Origin of the sequence: Paraburkholderia sp. GAS199, from assembly GCF_050436585.1 — a bacterium.
Lineage (GTDB): Bacteria > Pseudomonadota > Gammaproteobacteria > Burkholderiales > Burkholderiaceae > Paraburkholderia.
The window spans coordinates 1-19,579 of sequence record NZ_JBNDMM010000001.1; the positions used below are offsets into that span (position 1 = coordinate 1).

13 protein-coding genes are annotated in these 19,579 nt (G+C 56.4%); 4 read left to right on the top strand and 9 right to left on the bottom strand.

Annotation, left to right across the window (positions count from 1 at the left end):
- Nucleotides 1–90 precede the first annotated feature (90 nt).
- The 9 genes from P3T18_RS00005 to P3T18_RS00045 form a co-directional block, all read right to left on the bottom strand.
- Nucleotides 91–342, bottom strand: coding sequence for a helix-turn-helix domain-containing protein (locus P3T18_RS00005; RefSeq protein ID WP_429297854.1), 252 nt, complete (start codon nt 340–342; stop codon nt 91–93).
- Between the two features lie 476 nt (nt 343–818).
- Nucleotides 819–2,138, bottom strand: a complete 1,320-nt coding sequence (locus P3T18_RS00010) for a chloride channel protein (RefSeq protein ID WP_429297855.1) — start codon at nt 2,136–2,138, stop codon at nt 819–821.
- A 75-nt stretch (nt 2,139–2,213) separates the two neighbouring features.
- Nucleotides 2,214–3,251: an alpha/beta hydrolase gene (locus P3T18_RS00015; RefSeq protein WP_429297856.1), complete on the bottom strand. Its 1,038-nt coding sequence runs from the start codon at nt 3,249–3,251 to the stop codon at nt 2,214–2,216.
- Between the two features lie 289 nt (nt 3,252–3,540).
- Nucleotides 3,541–9,132: an AAA family ATPase gene (locus P3T18_RS00020; RefSeq protein ID WP_429297857.1), complete on the bottom strand. Its 5,592-nt coding sequence runs from the start codon at nt 9,130–9,132 to the stop codon at nt 3,541–3,543.
- Complete coding sequence (locus tag P3T18_RS00025; RefSeq protein WP_429297858.1) at nt 9,129–9,503, bottom strand: response regulator transcription factor; 375 nt, start codon at nt 9,501–9,503, stop codon at nt 9,129–9,131. Before P3T18_RS00025 ends, P3T18_RS00020 begins: the two co-directional genes overlap by 4 nt.
- A gap of 237 nt (nt 9,504–9,740) precedes the next feature.
- Nucleotides 9,741–11,465: an FAD-dependent oxidoreductase gene (locus P3T18_RS00030; RefSeq protein ID WP_429297859.1), complete on the bottom strand. Its 1,725-nt coding sequence runs from the start codon at nt 11,463–11,465 to the stop codon at nt 9,741–9,743.
- Between the two features lie 32 nt (nt 11,466–11,497).
- Nucleotides 11,498–12,139, bottom strand: a complete 642-nt coding sequence (locus P3T18_RS00035; RefSeq protein ID WP_429297860.1) for a phosphohydrolase — start codon at nt 12,137–12,139, stop codon at nt 11,498–11,500.
- Nucleotides 12,140–12,334: 195 nt separating this feature from the next.
- Entirely contained in the window at nt 12,335–13,804 is a 1,470-nt protein-coding gene (locus P3T18_RS00040) for a mechanosensitive ion channel family protein (RefSeq protein WP_429297861.1), read from the bottom strand.
- A 367-nt stretch (nt 13,805–14,171) separates the two neighbouring features.
- Entirely contained in the window at nt 14,172–15,092 is a 921-nt protein-coding gene (locus P3T18_RS00045; protein ID WP_429297862.1) for a LysR family transcriptional regulator, read from the bottom strand.
- A 113-nt stretch (nt 15,093–15,205) separates the two neighbouring features.
- Between P3T18_RS00045 and P3T18_RS00050 the strand changes: the two genes are divergently transcribed.
- The 4 genes from P3T18_RS00050 (at nt 15,206) to P3T18_RS00065 (ending at nt 19,527) form a co-directional block, all read left to right on the top strand.
- Nucleotides 15,206–15,859 carry a DsbA family oxidoreductase gene (locus P3T18_RS00050; RefSeq protein WP_429297863.1) on the top strand — a complete coding sequence of 218 codons (654 nt, stop codon included), beginning with the start codon at nt 15,206–15,208 and terminating at the stop codon, nt 15,857–15,859.
- Complete coding sequence (locus P3T18_RS00055; protein WP_429297864.1) at nt 15,856–17,004, top strand: FAD binding domain-containing protein; 1,149 nt, start codon at nt 15,856–15,858, stop codon at nt 17,002–17,004. The genes P3T18_RS00050 and P3T18_RS00055 overlap by 4 nt, the downstream gene beginning before the upstream one ends.
- Before the next feature lie 38 nt (nt 17,005–17,042).
- A complete protein-coding gene (locus P3T18_RS00060; RefSeq protein ID WP_429297865.1) occupies nt 17,043–18,257 on the top strand; it encodes an MFS transporter in 1,215 nt (404 codons plus the stop codon).
- Between the two features lie 151 nt (nt 18,258–18,408).
- The gene (locus tag P3T18_RS00065) at nt 18,409–19,527 is read left to right on the top strand and encodes an alkene reductase (protein WP_429297866.1); all 1,119 of its coding nucleotides are present in this window, start codon (nt 18,409–18,411) and stop codon (nt 19,525–19,527) included.
- Nucleotides 19,528–19,579 lie beyond the last annotated feature (52 nt).

Consider the following 19,579-nt stretch of genomic DNA (forward strand, 5'->3'; position numbering starts at 1 on the left):
TCGTTTCCATCGCTCTGGTCCCCACTTGATCTGGTGGGAACTAGGTTGCCGACTGAGCGCACCTATGAACAGACGGTGGTGAGGCAACGGTTACCCCTTCGACTGAATCTCGCGCCACAGAACTGTCGCCGGAATCCAGTCCGGTGCCGCTGACGCGATCCGTTCCCGAAGATAGGCTTCGAACGGTTTCAGTATCGACTCGCGCGGAGCCGCCGCGGGTCGATACGTCGGCGTGTCCTGAGTCGTCGCCAGATACTTCCTCACCGTGTTGACTGAGCAGCCAACCTCACAAGCAATGGCACGCAGACTCTTGCCCTGCTTGTGCAATATCCTGATTTGCATGTATCCCTCGTACGAGATCATCGCCGCTCAAAGCGGCCATTATCCCTTCGTCGAGGTGTATCAATTCCTCAGTGCCGACGGTGTATCAATTTACAGGTGCCGATGACAACGGCCAACAACACTTTGATCCAGAATTCTGAACCGGCTCGCTGAAATAATAATGATCGAGGTGCTGACGCCGGCGCAAATTCTGGTACTCGTTAGATCAGGGGCTGGAGCCACCGCGATCGCAGCGCCAGATTGCCGAAGCAGTTGCTGATCGGAAGCGTCTACGAAGGTGGCAAGGTACGGTTTGTCTTCGACACTTAAATCGAACCCGGTGGAGTTCACGTTCACCTCGCCCGCAATGACGGCGCAACTGAAGCGCCGTTCGGCGAGGGTCTCGCAGAAAAACTTCTGGCGAACAGCGTGCTAGAAATCTGGAATAGCGCATCCGCGCAGAAACGGACCATGCCCGATGGAACGCCAATGCCCGCTTAGAGACCCGCCTGCTTAGCGGCGGTGCGGGAATCATCTTGCGGACGTCGCGCCCGGTCAAGAATTTGGCGTAGATAACCGGATGTAGCGACCGAACCTGCGACGGCAAGCAGTACAGGAAAAATAAATTCTGGAGAAGGCCTGGTGAATTCAAAGATCAATGCCACGGCGGTAAATGGCACCCGCATCGATGTCGCCAGAAATGCCGCTGCGCCTATCACGGCAAATGCTCCCGCCGGCGTGCCCGGCCACAATACCGACCAGACGCCTCCTAACAGAATGGCGAGCAGCGCGCCATTGCACAAACCGGGTGTCAGCAGACCGCCGGCGGCACCGGAACGCAGACTCGTCCAAGTAATCAGGATGCGCAGCAACAGCAGAATCGCGGCAAGCTGCACAGACACCGCGCCATCGAACCCGACTTGAGCGGGTCCCTTGCCATTCCCCAGAAGCATAGGAAGCAGAGTAGCGAGCAGACCGATGAATAGGAAGTTTGCGAGACAATACGGTAGCATCCGGCTGTCGTGCGGTGCGCGACTCCGTGCATGGTCGGTGAGCCGGGTGAACTGCGACGCCGCCAGACCAATGAGCGGACCGGCGAGCATTGACCAAACTATCAACGAAGGCGTACACGCATAGTGCGGAACATCATATTGTGGAAGGGTTCCCAGCCCGATGCGGGCAACGAGCGCCGCGATCACAGCGGTGACGATGGCTGGCAGGACAGTTCGCCAGCCAATACTGAACAGCAAACCTTCGACGACATAAATCGCGCCGGCTACAGGTACGTTATATACAGCGGCGAGACCCGCGCCGGCGCCGCACGCGACCATTACTTTTGATTCATCCACCGTAAGCGCAGCGTACGACGAAAGCTTGCCGGCGAGCATCGCACCAATTTCGCGTGGCGCGACTTCCCGTCCCAGCGGAGAACCCAGTGCTACCGTGACAATTTGCAGTAGAGCATGGCAAGTGGTGGCGACGCCAGGTAGCGATGGACTGTCGCCCCGTACAGCGCGAGAAATACTAACGAGCGGCTTGCACCAGCGGTAGATTGCCCACCAGCCACACCCTGCAATGAGGCCGCACAGAGTGAGTATGGCAACGCGACGGGATGGGGTTGCAGCCATAACACCCGCCTGAAAACTCTCCTGGCTGAAAAGCGTATCAAGGCTGTATCCGTATGCGACATGCTGGATAACGTGCAATAACGCGGCGAGCCCGAGTCCCGCTAAGCCGCCGGCCACGCCAGTCAAAACCGCGACCAGCGTCCAGCGCAAGGCGTGGCCGAGGCCGCGCGATTCGGATTGGTGATGCATGTCAGAACCGAAAAAGTGTAAAACATCACTTCAAGATCTTCCGCACCGCGCAGCCGCAGCTGTGAGCGTTCCCTGTTACTTCGCCAGCGCCTGGTTCAGCATGCTACCGGCTAATGCAGTAGCGCCCAATGCGGCTGGCGTATCGCGGATCGGATTGAGCATCATGAAATCGTGCATCGTGCCGAGAAAACGCACCGCAGTGACGTTCACCCCTGCCTGGGCAAGCTTATGTGCATAAGCCTCGCCCTCATGCCGCAAGACATCGTTCTCGTCAGTGATGACGAGCGCCGGCGGCAAACCCTTAAGAGCGTCGACGGAAGCGCGCAGCGGGGACACGTGTGGATCGTTCATCTGCGCTTGCGTTGCGTTCGGCAAGTATGCGTCCCAGAACCATTTCATCGCCGGCTTCGTCAGCCACGGACCGTTGGGGAAAGCATCATAAGTCGGGTCGTCGAGGGTGTAGTCGGTGACGGGATAGAACATCGCCTGGAAGCGAATTGCCGGGCCATGGCGCTCCTTCGCCATCTGGGCCACGACTGCCACCATGTTCCCTCCCACGCTGTCGCCGGCAATTGCAAGGCGATTTGCGTCGACGTTGAACTCCTTTGGATGTTCGGCGACGTATTGGGTTGCCGCATAGTCCTGCTCAATTGCAACCGGGAATCGCGCTTCGGGTGACGGTTCATATTCGACGAACACTACCGTTGCATGCGCGAGGTTCGCGAGTTCACGCACCAGTCGGTCGTGGGTTGCGGCGTTGCCGAGAATCCACCCACCTCCGTGAAAGTACATGATCACAGGCGTCGCACCCTTCACGTCGGCCGGCCGAATAACACGCACCTGAGTCTTCCCTGTTGGGCCGACTGGCAGCGTCACTTCTTTCTCTTCAGCGGGCGCGAGCTTGACAGGTGTGGCCTGAATATCGTCGAGAACCTTGCGCGCTGCTTGGGGGGTCATCGTGTAGAGCGGCGGGCCGCCGGCGGCGGTCAGCTTGTCAATGAATGCCTGGGTGGTCGGCTCGAGTTGGGGGATGGTCTCGGCCGCTGCGATATTCGAAATCGAACCCGCAATCAAAGCGGACCCAACGGCTATCAATGAGACAAGTTTCATCATTGTGATTCTCCGTGATACCGGTGCGAACCGGTCATTTGAATTACATCCAGCGGGGGCAATCCCCACAACTGAAAGTTATCCCAATGACCTTGATGAAACTATCCCTACATTCGTTTTCAAGTCGCTACGATAGGTTTGTTCGATTTATATCTTGGTTTCGGTCGGAGAAAGCTGCCAATGCTAATAACGTCTGCGTTCCCAGCAGAATAAACCGTGACCGCGCTTTCAACTGCTATACCCACGTATAAGAGCAATGAGGCGGGTGCCAGCAACGGTGCGGCAACCACGGCTAATCGCCAATCGGTAAGGTGAAGACGAACACCGTTCCGCCTGGATACCCAGGCCCGGCGGTCAATGTCCCGCCATGTGCTTCGACTATGGACTTGCAGATGGCAAGCCCCATGCCCATGCCAGTCGTTTTGGTCGTGAAAAATGCGTCGAAGATACGCGCCATGGTCGCGTCATCAATGCCAGTACCATTGTCCTGTACCGAAACAATCACGCTGCCTTGATCGCTGACGCACGAACTGACTCTCAACTGCCGCTGTCTCGCGTCGAGATGACGCATTGCATCCGCGGCGTTCATGACAAGGTTGAAAAGAACCTGCTGCAATTGCACGCGGTCCGCCATCACTGTTCGATCCACAGCCAGATCGAGTTTGACGATTAGTCCACGCTGCTCGACTTCAACGGCCGCCAGTTCAAACACCTCGCGAATCACACTGTCGATGAGAGTCGGCAAGTAGCTGGGCGCTTCCTCCTTTGCAAGTGACTGCAACGCTCGGATAATCTCGCCCGCCCTCTTACCATCTTTCACAATATCGCGCAAACCGGCCAGCGCCTCCGGAATGTCGGGCGCGGGGCGATTTAGCCAACGTAAAGACGCGCTCGCATTGGAGACAATGGATGCCAACGGTTGATTGATCTCATGAGCGATCGACGCGGACAGCTCGCCCATGGTGCGAGCCCGTGAAGCTTGGGTCAACTCGGTTTTTGCATTCTGTAATGCCAACTCGGTAGTGTGGCGATCGGTTATGTCTGTCACCACACCGACAAAATTGCTGACACCCGACGGCTCCCCAAGCACTTCGAGATGTTTGATCGCGCCTTCGGGCGTCACGATGCGGAATTTCTGCCGGAAAGCGGTGCGAGTACGTGAAGCACGACCGGTTATTTCCTGATATGCGCCGACATCCTCGGGATGAATCCTCTCGAGGATCGCGGCAGTTTCCGGACTTCCCCGGTGCGTCGGGATCGCAAATACGTTATAGAGCTCTTTAGACCAGTAACGCTCTCCCGTTAGCGTGTTCCAGATGTAACTCCCCGAGCGACTGATTTTCTGCCCCAGCGCAAGCGCCTCTTCACTCATGCGCAAAGCCATCTCCGTTTCTTGGCGACGCTTGTTTTCCTCGATAAGTTCGGCATACAGTCGAGCGGTTTCCAGGGAAATGGCGGCCTGTGACGCGAGCAATTCGAGTACAGATGTGCGGTTTTCAGTAAACACACCGGTCGCAAGGTTATTTTCCAAGTAGAGGGCACCGACTGCATTGCCCTGTTTGACCAGGGGCAAGCAGCATACGGAACGCACCGTCCGGTTCGACATTGAAACATCAAACGAGAAACGCTGATCTCGCTGTGCGTCATCGACCACAACGGGCTTACGGGTGCGCAGTGCCGTATAGAACATCGACGCGGGAAGATCCTCCCGCGTCACCTTTTCACCGCCTAGCGTGACGCGCACCCCATTCTTTTCTTGGCTGCCGCTTGCTTCGATCACCGGAACGTTGTCCTGCATCAAAATCAGCATGGCACTTTGTGCGCCGGCGTGGACGATTACAAGTGTGACGAGTGTGCGGATCAGTTTGTCGAGCACGATCTCTTCAGAAAGTGCTTGGGACGACTTTAAGGCGGACACAAGATCGAACTGCTGTTGGGCGGCCGGAATCTCTATCGACGGTTGCGTCGCCGCAGCCTTTTCGCGAGGCAGCACCGACGGCCGATTGATTCGCTCGATCCGCTCGACCATGGCGAGCGCACCCCATCGCGTGTAGTGATCCACTGCACGGCGCCTATGATGACGGGCTGCGCTGGCTAGCCCATTGGCGTCGCACACTGCAGACGCCAACTCGTGCGCTAGCGCATTGCCCTGTGTGAAGCCATGCTCCGATGCCGACGCCACAGCCTTCTCATAGAGCGTCAAGGCCGCAAGCGAAGCACCGTTCAAACGGGCCACTTCAGCTTCCACAATTAGAAGCTTGTCTTTAAAAGTAGCCGGGTTGAGTTCGGCCCACGTGCGCAGTTTCGCCAGATGCGGCTCGATCCTCACCACCGCGGCAGACGCATCCTCCGGCAAGTCACTCCTATGAACCTTAGCTAATGTCAGCGCAGTGAAGAGGTGATAGTCCAGCAGATGGACGTGAGCCGGTGTGGCCCACTTCAGTTCGCCCGCTTCTGCCAAGCAGTACAACGCATTTCGATAATCAGCATGAAAGTAGCAGGAGATGCCTTTTAGCAACCAGATCCAGAATCGGAGGGTCGCCATCTGGGTGTCGAGCAGGTTCTCTTCGAAAGTCATTCTTCCGTCGACGACGACACCAAAACTGCCAGGCAGCCCTGGCCCCCCTGTCAGGCTATGCACGAATCGTTTTTGCAATTCGAGAATGTCTTCGACATCCTTAAAACGCACACGTCTGGCGAACGATAGTCCGACGTCTATTTCCTTGTCGATCTGTTCGAGCGGTGCACCCATGATCAACAGATCCGACACGATGTGATTGCATGAATAGCAACTCATTACGAGATCGCCACTCGGCCGCGCCGACTCGAATGCTTCGCGCGCGCACTCGAGCACGTAGGGAAGCGGCTGAGTCCAGACACTCACGGTATCGAGCGCCACTAGCGTGCTAGTCGCTACAGAGAGATATCCGCGCTCATCCACTAGGGTTTTGGCCAGTAGTGAAAACTGGTAACCCTCTTCATAGCGGCCGAAAAATTCCGCGACGTACACGCCGAACCAAGAAAGACAATGTGCGGATGCTGCTGTGATCCCGTTATCGATGGTGAGTTGCACCATTCGGCACAGGTGTAAGAATCCAAGCCTTTCGTTAACGAAAGAGGCTGGAGCATACATACTTGCCAGCAGGTTCATTTCCGACTCGATCGCGACATCGCGAAGGGGCGGCAATTCAGCAAGCGAGGCAATCGTCCGAGTCTTGAGAGATTCGTTGATCCTGTCGTATGCTAATTCGACGTCCAATGCTTCCGGATAGCGTGGCAGATAAGTGCCAAATAGACTAACGCCTTCTAGCGCCGTGTCGACAGCGGCTTCATAGTCAGATAGATGCTGCAGCATATCGACTTTGAGTTTGTAAACCGACGCCTGCGCGACGATCGACAACTCTTGCCTTAATACACGGCCGATCTCAGCTCCGGCGGCATCGAAGTCGGCGTTGTGAATATGGCACTGTATCCGCAACACGCTAATTTCGTATCCGCGCGTTTGGACAAAATCACCGTCACCGCTGTTGATTAAACTTTGAGCCACATCGAGATAATTTAGCGCCGATTGAATTGCGATCGCCTCTTTCGCGTGACGCGCAGCCTGCAAACAGACACCGCTGAACGCTTCCGTTTCAGTTAGCGTGAGGTTGCCCAGCGCACCGAGCACCTGCGCGCGTTCGACGTGATGCGCTACCTCAAATGCCGATTTGAGCTTAGTCTGTACCTCGAATTCATCTAATAGCTTGCGCGCTATGCGCGCATGCTCATATCCACATTCGTCCGCAGGCGTCAGTGCGTATGCCGCTTCCTGCACTCTGTCGTGCGAAAAAGCGAAGCCCGTTCGGTCGGCGAGGATGAGCCCCGCCTGGACTGCGGGCCGCAGTCGGCGATCCAGTTCAGCGCCACCGATATTGTCGATGTGTGCCAGAACCGAGCGGTCCAGACGCCGCCCCATGAAAGCCAGCAGCCGAAGAACGGCCTGCGCGTCACTGGGAAGCCTGGACAGGCGTGTCACCATCAAGTCGACCACGTTAGCCGATGATTCATATTCGGCGATCCGGTCAATATCCCATTGCCAGCACCCTGCAATCCCGTCGTAGGAAATCAGTTGATGGTCGGCAAGGGACAGCAGCAATTGTTTAACAAAAAAAGGATTGCCACCTGTCTTTTCGTGAACCACTACGGCCAGCGGATAGATACTCGCAGCATTGGAATGAAGCGCATCCGCCAATAAAGCAGTAACATTTGCGGTATCGAGCGGGTTGACCGCAAGCTTCGTAACACGCGAGTTGCTGACTGGTAGCGAGTCGAGGAAAGCCTTGAACTTGGGAGACCGATCGACTTCATTATCACGATACGCGCAGATCAGCAATACGTGCCGTAATTCGACAGTCGCGACGAAGCTTGCGATAAAGTTTAACGTGGCATCGTCGAACCAGTGGACGTCATCAAAAAATAAAACTAACGGATGCGCGTTCGTGGCAAACGTGGATAGCAGTCGGATAATCAACGCTTGAAAGCGCAATTGCGCTTCAACGGGTGGCAGTTCCGACACGTCCGGCTGGACTCCCAAAACCAGTTCCAACTCAGGGATGAAGCCGGCTAGGAGTCTCCCCTGAACACCCACGGCGGCTCGCAGCACACTGCGCCAATCTTCTAGTTCCCGGTCGCTTTCGCCGAGGATGCGCTGAAAAAGGGATCGTATGGCTTGCATCAAAGGCGCATAAGGCGCGTTTTGGCCATATTGTTCCAGCTTGCCAGCAGCAAATAGCGTGGGTGTCTGCACCGTGGCGCGGTGCACGCTGCGTACTAGCTCCGATTTCCCCGCTCCCGAGTAGCCAGAGACGAGGATCAGTTCGGGTAGCCCCTGCGTGGCGTTCCGCTTGAAAGCATCAAGTAGCGAATCATATTCTTGCGCCCGGCCAAACAGACGGTGGGTAACGGTCAAATTCCGTACATTGTCTTCAGCCGCGGGTTCGAATGGGACGATATGTTGGATCTCGTTCCAGTCGGCGAGGCAACGCCGCAAGTCCGCCTCAAGGCTTGACGCACTCTGATAGCGTTCCGTAGGGCTCTTGGAGAGCAGCTTAAGGATGATCGCCCCCAGGACATCAGGGGCGGCCGGGTGGTGTTGGCGCGGATCGTCCGGCTCACGGGCAACATGGTTGTAGATCCATTCGATCGGATCGGCCGCATCGAATGGAAGTTTCCCTGTGAGCAACTCGTACAAGGTTACACCCAGCGAATACAGATCGCTTCGTTCGTCCGCCGGGCCCTCAGCTCGACGCGCCTGCTCGGGCGACATGTACGCAAGGGTCCCGTACAACGTATCAGATAGTTCAGAAGGCAAATTGCCGGGAACGTTGGCCGCCCCGCGAAATCCCAGCAAGCGTATTGAGCCATCCGCACTTTCCCAGATATTCGACGGCTTAATATCGAGGTGCAGGACGCCACGTAAATGTGCCAGCCGCACCGCGTGTGTGACACCAACGGCAATGCGCAAGAATCGGCCGATCGCGGCTGGTCCTTGTGCGGGCGGTATTACGATTGCTCCTCCGAAATCGTCGTAGACCAGCACGGGCCCACGCGCTAGTTGTATGAGAGCACGTGGTCGCCCGGCCCAGGCGGATTCGAGTTTGTCTGCCGGCGCAAACTCGTGTTGCAACCGTCTAAACGCAGCTTCGGACTGCAACTCACCCGACACAGCAATCAGCCAGGATTTCTTATGGTCTGGCGAACGCGCCCGATACCGCACGATGTCGCCATCGACCAAGAGTGCTTCGAGTATGAGTTCGTCGAACCAAGCCTGATCAAACTGCGGAGGTAAATTAGAGTCGGGGAACGATTTGCGGCCGCTGTCGATCAAGGCGTCGGTGCTCAATTTTCATCTCCCTTCCGGCTGGCGGCGACCGCGACCAGGTCGAGCAACGCTTCTTCGGGAAAAGGCTTATGCAAGAAGCCAGCTGCACCTTGTGACAGGGCGTGCCGGATCACCATTTCGTCTCCATGCGCCGACATGAGCACGACTGGAACGGATCCATGCCGCTGGTTCATTTGACGTTGCACGTCGAGCCCCTGCATACCCTTCATTCTGAGGTCGAGCAATACACAGAGAGCATCATCAATATCGGCAGACGCCAGAAACGCCTCGCCCGAAGAAAAGCTCACCGCCGCGTAGCCGGCCGACCTCAGTAGATTAGTTAGTCCACTGCGCAGCGAAGCGTCGTCGTCGACGATACAAACGAAGCTCATAGCCCCTCGCACTCCCCGTACTTCCATATGACGTTGGCCCGGAAAAGTCAGGTGCCCCTCTAAGAATGAGAGATTCCGACTGTCCCGCCCTCGCGGCTGCTCGAGCTTACCCGATTGCATAATAGCGGCGCGCACGACGGTGCGAAATCATACATAGGTATGTCGCGGCCTTGGCGCGGATTTGCGGTTGGAACCGTTGCCAGAGGTCGGCAACGGCATTTGTGCCAGTCGCTGACGCTAGACCGGCACCGTGCTAGAACGGCTCAAATAGGCGTGTATCTGGGCTACCACGGCTGCACCATCGCCGACAGCGGCTGCTACCCGCTTGGCCGACTTCGCGCGAACGTCGCCAGCGGCGAACATTCCGGCCAGATTGGTCTCTAGGGCGTAAGGTTCCTCGGCTTCGAAGCGCCCGGGGGTCAGGCGCGCCTGGCCGGTAACGACAAAGCCACGTTTGTCGAGTTCCACGCCGCTTGAGGCGAGCCAATCGGTCTTTGGATCGGCGCCGATGAACATAAATAGATGCCGGGTTGAAACAACTTCAATAACGTTTTCTTCTTCGTGGCGAAGCTCGATTTGCGTAAGGCCAGTGTCGTTTCCTGCAAGCGTGCGTAGGGTGCATCGCGCGCACAATGCGACGTTTGATAGCGAGCCGATGCGCTCGATCAGATATCTCGACATGCTTGCATGCAGATCTTCGGCCCGAATCACGACACGAATGCTGCGAGCGAAATTAGCGAGAAAGACAATGGCTTGCCCTGCGGAATTTCCCCCGCCCATCAATACAATATCCCGTCCCTTCACGAGCCTTCCCTCGATCGGTGACGCCCAATAGTAAATTCCTCGCCCTTCAAAACGCTCAAACCCCTTCACCATCGGCTTACGATAGGCGGCGCCGCTAGCCACTACGACGGTTCGTGCGCTAATCCCCTGCCCGTCCTTCAAGCTCAAAATAAAAAGCCGGTTTTTTTGGCGCTGCACGCGTGTAACAACGCCGGGAATCGCGACATGCGCGCCGAACTTCAGAGCCTGCTGGTAGGCACGAGCGGCGAGCGCCTGTCCCGAAATGCCTGTGGGAAAGCCCAGATAATTCTCAATCCGGGCGCTTGTTCCGGCTTGACCGCCTGGCGCGCGCTGATCAAAGACGACTACAGATAGGCCCTCCGTAGCAGCATAAACCGCTGCCGCGAGGCCCGCCGGTCCAGCACCGACAATCGCGACATCGTACACGTGTGACGGGTCGAACGTGGGTACGAATCCAAGGCTCGACGCAAGCTGTGACTCGTCCGGAGCTCGTAACACGTCGCCATTCGGGCAGAACACAAGTGGAAAATCGTCAGGCCCGGTAGTCATGCCTTCGAGCAAAGCAATCGCTTCAGGGTCTGTCCGCGCGTCAATTATCGTCGCCGGGTAAGCGTTGCGTCGCAAAAAACCCTGCAAGCGGATCAGTTTCCCATCCTCACCGTTACCCACGATAACCGGGCCCAGCCCTTTCTCTATGAGCCCGAGCCGACGCAAAATCAGCGCCCGCATGATCCGCTCACCAAGTTGGGCATCCGCAACGATGAGCGCCCGGAGCTTACCCGGATCAATGACGAGCGCCTCGACATCCGTCAGTGCCACACCGTCGACCAACGCAGGCCGGCCAGACAGCTGAGCCATCTCCGCAATGAAATCCCCGCTTTCATGTTCGATAATGAGCGTCGAGTGCCCCAGTCTGTCGCGCGAGCAAACGCGCACGCGCCCACTTAAGATTAGAAACAGACCTCTGGCGACCTGTCCGGTTTCGACGAGAAACTCACCCGCTTTGAACGATATTGACGTAGCGAAACGCCGCAGGCTCTCAATTTCTTGTACCGAGAGGCGGGGGAACATCTGATGCCGACGAAACTGCAGCGACGAATACGGAATCTCAAGTTCCGGGGGCGTCGTTGCCGTAGATGGCAAATCCGTTGGTTCCATTGCATCACCTCCTCGCGCATCCCGACCACACATTAATTCTGCCATTCAGACCCGAGCACCAGACCACAGAAATTCAGCCGCCGATAGTTCGGGTCCCATCGATCCAGAACGTCTGCATTCACCGTTCCGAAGGTTGTCTCCGGACGATGCTCCATGCCTCGCGCATAAGCCTGAATGATCTTCTTCTTGAAGCCGGACTCGCGCGGAAATGCCTGAAGTACATCTTCGCGCTGCTCCGCAGTGAAATCGTCGTAACGGGCGCCGCGCAGGTCCATCTGTACACCCGCGCTGGTCAGCGCGACCAGCGGAGACATGTGCTCGGGAATTCCGGGCGTCGTGTGCAACGCTATGGCCGTCCATACTTCGGCTGCAGCATGATCTGCAGCGGCATTTTGTCTCAGAAAATCACGTGCTTCATTTGCACTATCAATTTCAAAACGATTGATCGATGTCCTGTAAATCGCACCTAACCCCACATTGTGAAACATCATGGCAACAAACAGCATTTCGGGGTCGAACTTCAAGTGTTGCCGATGGCCCGTCAGCACCGCGAACAAAAACGCACGGTATGCGTGATGAAACATCAGCGCAGACTCCGTGACACGAATCTGGTCAGCAGCTGCTTGGGCAATTGGCCCATCGGGAATATCGACGCCCGCAGTCGTGTGACTCATACTCCGACTCCTCTGTATTCGGAACTTACTTCGCAACCCTACCGTACCTGCCCCGAGTCATCGTTGGCAGACGGCTCCCTAAGATCGCCTGGATTTCGACAGAATCTCCGGATTGCAGAGTAGCGAACTAAATCTATAAAGACTTTAGAAGAAACTAAAAAACTCTAAATCGACAAAGCCTGCCGGCAAGCCGTGTCAAGTTGTCAACTCGTGAAATCGCTTCACGCCATCACGGATCCATTGCAGCAGGTTGCTGTCCACGATTTTCATCTCAGGCCGCGGTGCAAGTAGCATCTCCTCGTTTGCGTGGTGCTCCGATACCAGTCGGCACATTTCCCTTGCCACATCCGGGCGCCGAGTCAATAGAGAGGCCAACGACGACTTGTCCAACTGATAAATCATGACGCGGGTCATCGCACGCGCGACAACGACGTTCGCCAAGTCCGCAATGGCGTCGACCTGTCCGATCGCGTCACCTGGTGCAAGCCTGCGTAATTCAACCTCTCCCGCGCTTTTTAGAGCGACGACTTTTGCGACCCCGCGAGCAAGAATGTGAAGGTCGCCGGCACCTTCGGCGGACGCGTCGTAAATGGTTTGGCCTGCATCAAATTCTCGTGCGATCAACCTCGTCGCCAGTTCCGTGATCTCGCTGTCATCTAGCGTCTGAAAAATCAGTACATTGTGGAGTAGTCGGCGCTTCTCATCAACGCCGGACGCGACTGGTGGTGGTGTCGACAAGGAGTGCAATATCACACCGCGCGACAACAGATGCCGGTGCGCGAGATCGAACAGGCGATTACGTACGTCATCCTTTTTATCTAGCGTATCGACGTAACACACAATCTCGTATTCAATAGCATCGTTGGTGGCTCCGCGCACATTGACGCTCGCTTTGGGCTCGGCCAATACATCCGCAGAACTCTCCGCCGCGTTGGCGAGGGCACCAAGAACAACCGCTGGCCGAATTCCCGGATTTATGGGCAGTACGACGCTAATTCCATGCGTGCGGGGCGGTTGATTGGAATTGACGATATTCGTGCGCGCCGCCACACTGTTTGGAATAATTACAAGATTACCCTGTCCATTGAGTAGGCTTGTAGCACGCCAGTTACTCTCTATTACCTTCCCTTGCGCGTCACCGATTGACACCCAATCGCCCAACCGGAAAGGTTGGGTTGCATTCAGGACGACGCCAGAAAATACGTCGTTCAGGGTGCTCTGAATTGCCAACCCCAGAACAATCGCAAGAGCGCCAGACGTGGCCAGTAAGCCACGCACGGGCAATTGCAGCACGAACGCTATCGCACCGACTGCAGCAGCCAGAAAAACCAACGCGCCAAGCACATCTTGAAACAATCGCTCCTTGTGCCACGCCTGCGGCAAGACCACGCGATCAAGGACGATGATTACTAGTCGAGCTCCCTGAAGCCACCAGACAATTTCCAGCATTTGGGCGAGAACATGACGAAATGGCTCAGCCTGCCACGGTGCCGCCCGCATCGGATTCATGCCCGAACTGAACAATATGCAGGTAAAAAATATGAACATCACCGACCGAATCGAGAATCGCGCCATCTCGTTCGCACGGTCCATAAAACGCCATGCAAGGAAATCGAGGACAAGAACTGCCATCCCGTATAGCACACCATCCGTTAGAGTCGGCATGAAATTTCTCAGTCACTGATTGGTCACGCTATGTGCCAACTACGATAAAAGGGCCAATGAAGCCTTCGAAGTACATTTTTTCCAACAACGGAATCGAGCAGGCGGCGAATTCCGCGGTCTCATTCTATTGATTAATATTTGATTCGTTTTTAGAAAAAGCACTGAATATTCGTAAAAGCACTTCTTATAAATCGCATCGACAAATATTATTTTAATATTTATTTTTGCTTAGAACGTTTCACATTTTATACAGGACTTTATTGGCAATGCATTCATACACTGTATTCAATCACACGGAACAGCGAAACAGTGAACGTGGTACAGAACTCGCCATGGCGGACGCGTCAAGAGCATTAGCGTGGATGGCTCAGCCTTCGAGTGACGAATTGAGGCGAGCTTCGAGGAATTGAACGAGTGCGCGCACCTTGCTTGAGTGTCGCCGGTTTGGCAGATAGGCAGCATAGACAATGGCATCGCCTTGGTGGGGGCTAGCATCGAAGTTCTCGAGCAATCGCATCAGGCGTCCCGCGCGGATCTCCGCGCCGACGAGCCATTCCGGCAGCAGTGCGATGCCTCGCCCGGCAAGAACAGCTTCAAGAAGGATGTCGAGACTGTTCGACTGCAAATGACCGCGCACCTCAACCTGTTCTTGTGCGGTTCCGCTGCGAAAAGTCCAGATCTGGCGCGAACGGTAGCCGCCACCGTATGCGACGCGGAGGCATTCATGATCGCCAAGCGCCTCGGGATCCTCCGGTGTGCTGCGGCGTTCGAGGTAATCGTGGCTTGCCACGACGTAGCGCGGGTTGTCCGCCAGCTTGCGGGCGATCAGGTTCGAATCGCGGTCCGGTAGACCGATGCGAATTGCAGCGTCAATTCGCTCCAACCCGAGATCCGCGAAGTGGTCGGCGACAACCACGTCTAGAAATACCTTGGGATTCGCGGCGAGAAACGCCGCGAGATGTGGCGCGAGCCTCATCCGGCTGTATGTAGACGGGACGGAAATTCTGAGCGACCCGACTGGCGCCGCGCCGCTGTCGAAAATGCTCTCGTCCGCCTCGGCCAGATCGTCGAGCACTTTACCAATCTGCTCGACATAGGCAGTGCCGGCGTCGGTCAGGCTAACTCTTCGCGGAGTTCGAGTCAGTAAGACCGCGCCAAGAGAGGTTTCCAGCGAATCCATGAGACGCGTCACTGAGGAAGTCGCCACACCAAGACGCTGTGCGGCTTTCGAAAAGCCTCCGGCGTCTGCGACCTCCAGCAATGTATTAAGAGCAAGGAATTTGTCCATGAAGAGCACCCGATTAGTTGCGCACATTGCAACGTTGCGTTGCATTTTATCGTTATTCAATAGCGATGTCGCAACGTATAAGCTCCAGCCGTTGCCTAGTAGGGGGGTGCAGCATGCAGACCATTCAAGTTGAAGTCAATTACGATTTCATTTGTCCGTGGTGCTGGATCGGTCAACGTAACTTTGCCGCTGCGCTTGCGGAGTCCGGCGTCGCAGGCTCCGTTACGGTTCGCTATATGCCGTACGAACTTAACCTGTCAATGCCTCTTGAAGGCATGGATCGGCGCGAATATCGCACTCAGAAGTTTGGCAGTTGGGCCCGATCCCAAAGCATGGATGCGCAGGTTGCTGCCGCCGGCCTCGGCGCGGGCGCACTGATCAACTACAACATCGTCTCGCGCACGCCGAACACGCGTCTTGCACATGGACTGATGCAATTTGCTCAAGAGCACAACGAACCGCGTATGACGGGAGCGTTGTATCAAGCCATTTATGCCGCCTATTTCTCTGAAGGCCGCGACATCGGCTCTATGGATATCCTCGTTTCGATCGCTTCGGCGAGGGGCTTCGACAAAGACGCAGTCCGTGCTTATCTGACTTCCCGTTCAGGCGAACACAAAATCGATGCAGCTCGCCAGCGAGCAGACAACTTGGGTGTTCGCGCTGTCCCCACGACGGTGATCGACGGTGAGATCATCAGCGGCGCACAACCTATTGCGACGTTCACTCAGGCGCTACGCTCAGCTTCGCTCAGGAGCGTGACATGAGTTTCCCTGCGAACCATCGTGCAATCATCGTTGGCGGATCACTAGGAGGCCTTCTCGCAGCCGTCACACTGCGCGCGGCTGGCTGGGATGTCGACGTGTTCGAGACCTCACACAATCAGCTCGAGAGCCGTGGCGGCGGAGTGGTGCTTCAGCCTGACGTGCTCGACGCATTACATTTTGCTGGCGTGAGGTTGCCCGATCCCCCTGGCGTGCCTTCGGGCGAGCGCATTTACCTGGATCGCGACGACAACCGTATCGAAGAACTCTACATGCCGCAGATGCAGACTTCCTGGACTCTGCTCTACCGCGCAATGAAGAACGCTTTGCCTACACAAGTTTTGCATGGCGGCGAAACTTTCGCCAACTTCCGGCAGGAAGGTGAACGAGTTATCGCACAGTTTGAGAGCGGGCGCGCTGAGCAGGCGGATCTTTTGATAGGCGCCGACGGCATTCGCTCGACGCTGCGTAGCCGACTGCTACCCGAGGTCGTGCCCGCGTATGCAGGATATGTGGCGTGGCGTGGGCTTGTGGAAGAACCAGATCTTCCGCTTCTCGCCGCCAACATCCTGCGTGATCGCTTTGTATTTCAGCATAGTGACGGCCATTTGGCGCTTTCCTACCTGATACCGGGCGAAGACGACTCCACTCAGATCGGCAGGCGCCGTTGGAATTGGGTGTGGTATCGCAAGTACACGCGCGAGCAACTCAATCAGTTGCTAATCGACCGCCATGGCACAGCGCGTCCATTCTCCTTGCCACCGGGAACGGCGAAGAGCACCGATACCGCGCAGTTAAAAGAGGACGCAAAAGCCATGATGGGGCGAACGTTTCACGCGCTGGTCGACTCGACCGACGATCCGTTCATGCAACCGATCGTCGATCTTCGTACGCCCAAGATGGTGTTCTGTCGAGCACTGCTGCTTGGCGACGCCGCCTCTGTGCCGCGCCCACACACGGCGGGCAGCACTGCGAAAGCGGCCTCCAATGCGCACACCCTGGCATTAGCACTGCAATCGGCCGAGCGCAACGGCGAAACGATCGATTCGGCTCTTAAGCAATGGGAAAGCCAGCAATTGGAACGCAGCAAGCTCATGACTTCGCTCGGCATTTCGCTTGGCAATCGGGTGATGAATATCGCACGTTAAGCGGAAATTTTTTAGTTCTTTGGGTCTAAGGAGTCGTCATGTCATTTCAGACATCGATTGCGACGGGTGGAAGCAGTTCGGTCAAACTAACGAGTGGTTTGATCGCGCTTTTCGCATTTTGTTGCGGCGCAATTGTCGCCAACCTGTATTACGCACAACCTATCACTGAACTGATCGCGCCGGACGTTCACATGTCGTCAGACATGGCTAGTCTGATAGTGTCGATCACTCAGATCGGTTATGCGCTCGGCTTATTTTTTCTGGTTCCGCTTGGCGATCTTCTGGAGAACCGCAAGCTGATGATCGCCACCGCACTTGTGTCTATTGTAAGTCTTGCTGCGGCCGCTTTCACCCATCAGCCTGGTTGGTTCCTCGCTATCTCGCTGCTGGTCGGGTTCAGCTCGGTTGCCGTACAGATTCTCATACCTCTCGCCGCGCATCTTGCGCCTGATGAGTCCCGCGGAAAGGTAGTTGGCACCATCATGAGCGGCTTGTTACTCGGCATCCTACTTTCGCGGCCAATCTCGAGTGTACTGGCTGGGCACTTCGGTTGGCGCGCGGTATTCGGCTCTGCCGCCGTCCTCATGACTGCCGTGACCAGCGTGCTCGCTTTAACAATTCCCCGCCGTCAACCAGACCATCAAGCGAGTTATTTCGAACTGATCGGCTCCCTCGGCCATTTGGTCCGCACAATGCCGATCCTGCGCCATCGCTCGCTATACCAAGGATTGATGTTTGCCTCGTTCAGTCTGTTCTGGACCGCGATACCCATCGAGCTAACCCGGCAGTTTGGGCTGTCCCAAACGGAGATCGGCATCTTCGCGCTGGTCGGCGCTATCGGTGCGACGTCCGCACCGGTCGCCGGGAGACTTGCTGACGCTGGACATACTGTACGCGCCACGTTGATCGCACTCATGGTGGGTGCACTCGCCTACACTCCCGCCTTGATCCATCCCTCGTGGGGTGTGTTTGGCCTTGTTGCAACGGGTATCGTCCTCGACTTTGGCGTACAGATGAACATGGTATTGGGTCAGCGAGAGATTTACGCCCTGCACGCGGCAAGCAGGAACCGCCTCAACGCACTATATATGACAAGTATCTTTGTCGGCGGTGCCTTTGGCTCAGCACTCGCTAGCCCGCTTTATCAGCACGGAGGCTGGCCGTTGGTCGCAGGAGTCGCAACTGCATTCCCGCTGGCCGCTTTGACTCATTATCTAGCGATTGGTCGTCCGCACGCCGCGCGCGCGGGCTGAAGTAACACAGAAATCCGATTCGCTGGACGGCGTGCCGTCCATTAATAACATTTCAGCGAGACTTCAGGAAAAAACGAAGCGCTACCGATACGCTAGGCAGAAATTTCTGCGACCTGAAAAAACGCTTGACAGTTTGCACAAGGAATTAAGCATGTCCTCCCATTCGCCTATTTTGAATAGCTACAATCTGCATGGCCTGAACTTGCCGAATCGTGTCGTGATGGCACCCATGACAAGGTCGCGTGCGCCTGTGCGTGGCTGTCCTACCGAAATGATGGCGCAATACTATGAGCAGCGTGCATCGGCGGGACTGATCATCACTGAAGCGACAAACGTCAGCCCTGCCTCAGCGGCGTTCGAACTGACCCCGGGCATCATGACCACGGAGCAAATCGAAGGCTGGCGCAATATAACCAGCCGCGTGCATGCAGCTGGTGGGCGTATGTACATGCAGCTCTGGCACAGCGGCCGCGTTAGTTCATTTGCACTTCTCCGAGGCGAAGCACCGCTCTCGCCTTCCGGCGTAAACGACGATCTAGAGCAACTGCAAGTGTGGGGGCAATTGCAGAACGGCCACTACACGCGGATTCATGCAACTCCCTCGCGCGCCATGTCCCTCGACGAGGTGAATCTCACGATCGATGCTTTCAGGCAAGGCGCAGCCAACGCGATCGCAGCGGGCTTCGACGGCATCGAAGTTCATGCGGCGAATGGTTATCTGCCGCATCAGTTCCTGTCCTCGACTACCAACACACGCGACGACCGCTATGGCGGGTCGATTGCGAAACGCGCCAATTTTTTGCGTGATGTGTTGACGCAAATCGGGTCTGTGATTGCTTTCGACAAAGTGGGCGTTCGCATCTCGCCCTACGCGCTCTATAACAACGTTCGTGACGCTGACCCTGACAGCACTTACGACTACGTGGGTGCAATGCTTGGCGAGTTCGGCGTTGCATATGTTCACGCTGCCGATACGAACGGCTGGAGCGGAGCGCCTGATTTGACACGCATCATTGCGCGCATCAGGAAGGTGTTCGATGGCACGTTGATGGTGAACGGCGGCATCTCCATAAAACACGCCGACACATTGATTAGCTCTGGCGACGCCGATCTCGTCGCGTTCGGACGGGCCTATATTGCCAATCCGGATCTCGTCGAGCGGATTGCGAAAGGGGCACCACTCGCCACACCGCACTCAGCAGGATGGTATGGCGGAGACAGCGCAGGTTATATCGACTATCCGTTCGACAGCAGCACCGCGCAGGCATGAAGGCGACGTCCGATGCTTCGCTTGCGTGGCTACGTGTACCAAACTTCCGATC

What these genes read in the sequence shown, in the direction of transcription:
- P3T18_RS00005 (WP_429297854.1), bottom strand. Translation starts at nt 342, where the DNA reads ATGCAAATCAGGATATTGCACAAGCAGGGCAAGAGTCTGCGTGCCATT.
- P3T18_RS00010 (WP_429297855.1), bottom strand. Translation starts at nt 2,138, where the DNA reads ATGCATCACCAATCCGAATCGCGCGGCCTCGGCCACGCCTTGCGCTGG.
- P3T18_RS00015 (WP_429297856.1), bottom strand. Translation starts at nt 3,251, where the DNA reads ATGATGAAACTTGTCTCATTGATAGCCGTTGGGTCCGCTTTGATTGCG.
- P3T18_RS00025 (WP_429297858.1), bottom strand. Translation starts at nt 9,503, where the DNA reads ATGAGCTTCGTTTGTATCGTCGACGACGACGCTTCGCTGCGCAGTGGA.
- P3T18_RS00030 (WP_429297859.1), bottom strand. Translation starts at nt 11,465, where the DNA reads ATGGAACCAACGGATTTGCCATCTACGGCAACGACGCCCCCGGAACTT.
- P3T18_RS00035 (WP_429297860.1), bottom strand. Translation starts at nt 12,139, where the DNA reads ATGAGTCACACGACTGCGGGCGTCGATATTCCCGATGGGCCAATTGCC.
- P3T18_RS00040 (WP_429297861.1), bottom strand. Translation starts at nt 13,804, where the DNA reads ATGCCGACTCTAACGGATGGTGTGCTATACGGGATGGCAGTTCTTGTC.
- P3T18_RS00045 (WP_429297862.1), bottom strand. Translation starts at nt 15,092, where the DNA reads ATGGACAAATTCCTTGCTCTTAATACATTGCTGGAGGTCGCAGACGCC.
- P3T18_RS00050 (WP_429297863.1), top strand. Translation starts at nt 15,206, where the DNA reads ATGCAGACCATTCAAGTTGAAGTCAATTACGATTTCATTTGTCCGTGG.
- P3T18_RS00055 (WP_429297864.1), top strand. Translation starts at nt 15,856, where the DNA reads ATGAGTTTCCCTGCGAACCATCGTGCAATCATCGTTGGCGGATCACTA.
- P3T18_RS00060 (WP_429297865.1), top strand. Translation starts at nt 17,043, where the DNA reads ATGTCATTTCAGACATCGATTGCGACGGGTGGAAGCAGTTCGGTCAAA.
- P3T18_RS00065 (WP_429297866.1), top strand. Translation starts at nt 18,409, where the DNA reads ATGTCCTCCCATTCGCCTATTTTGAATAGCTACAATCTGCATGGCCTG.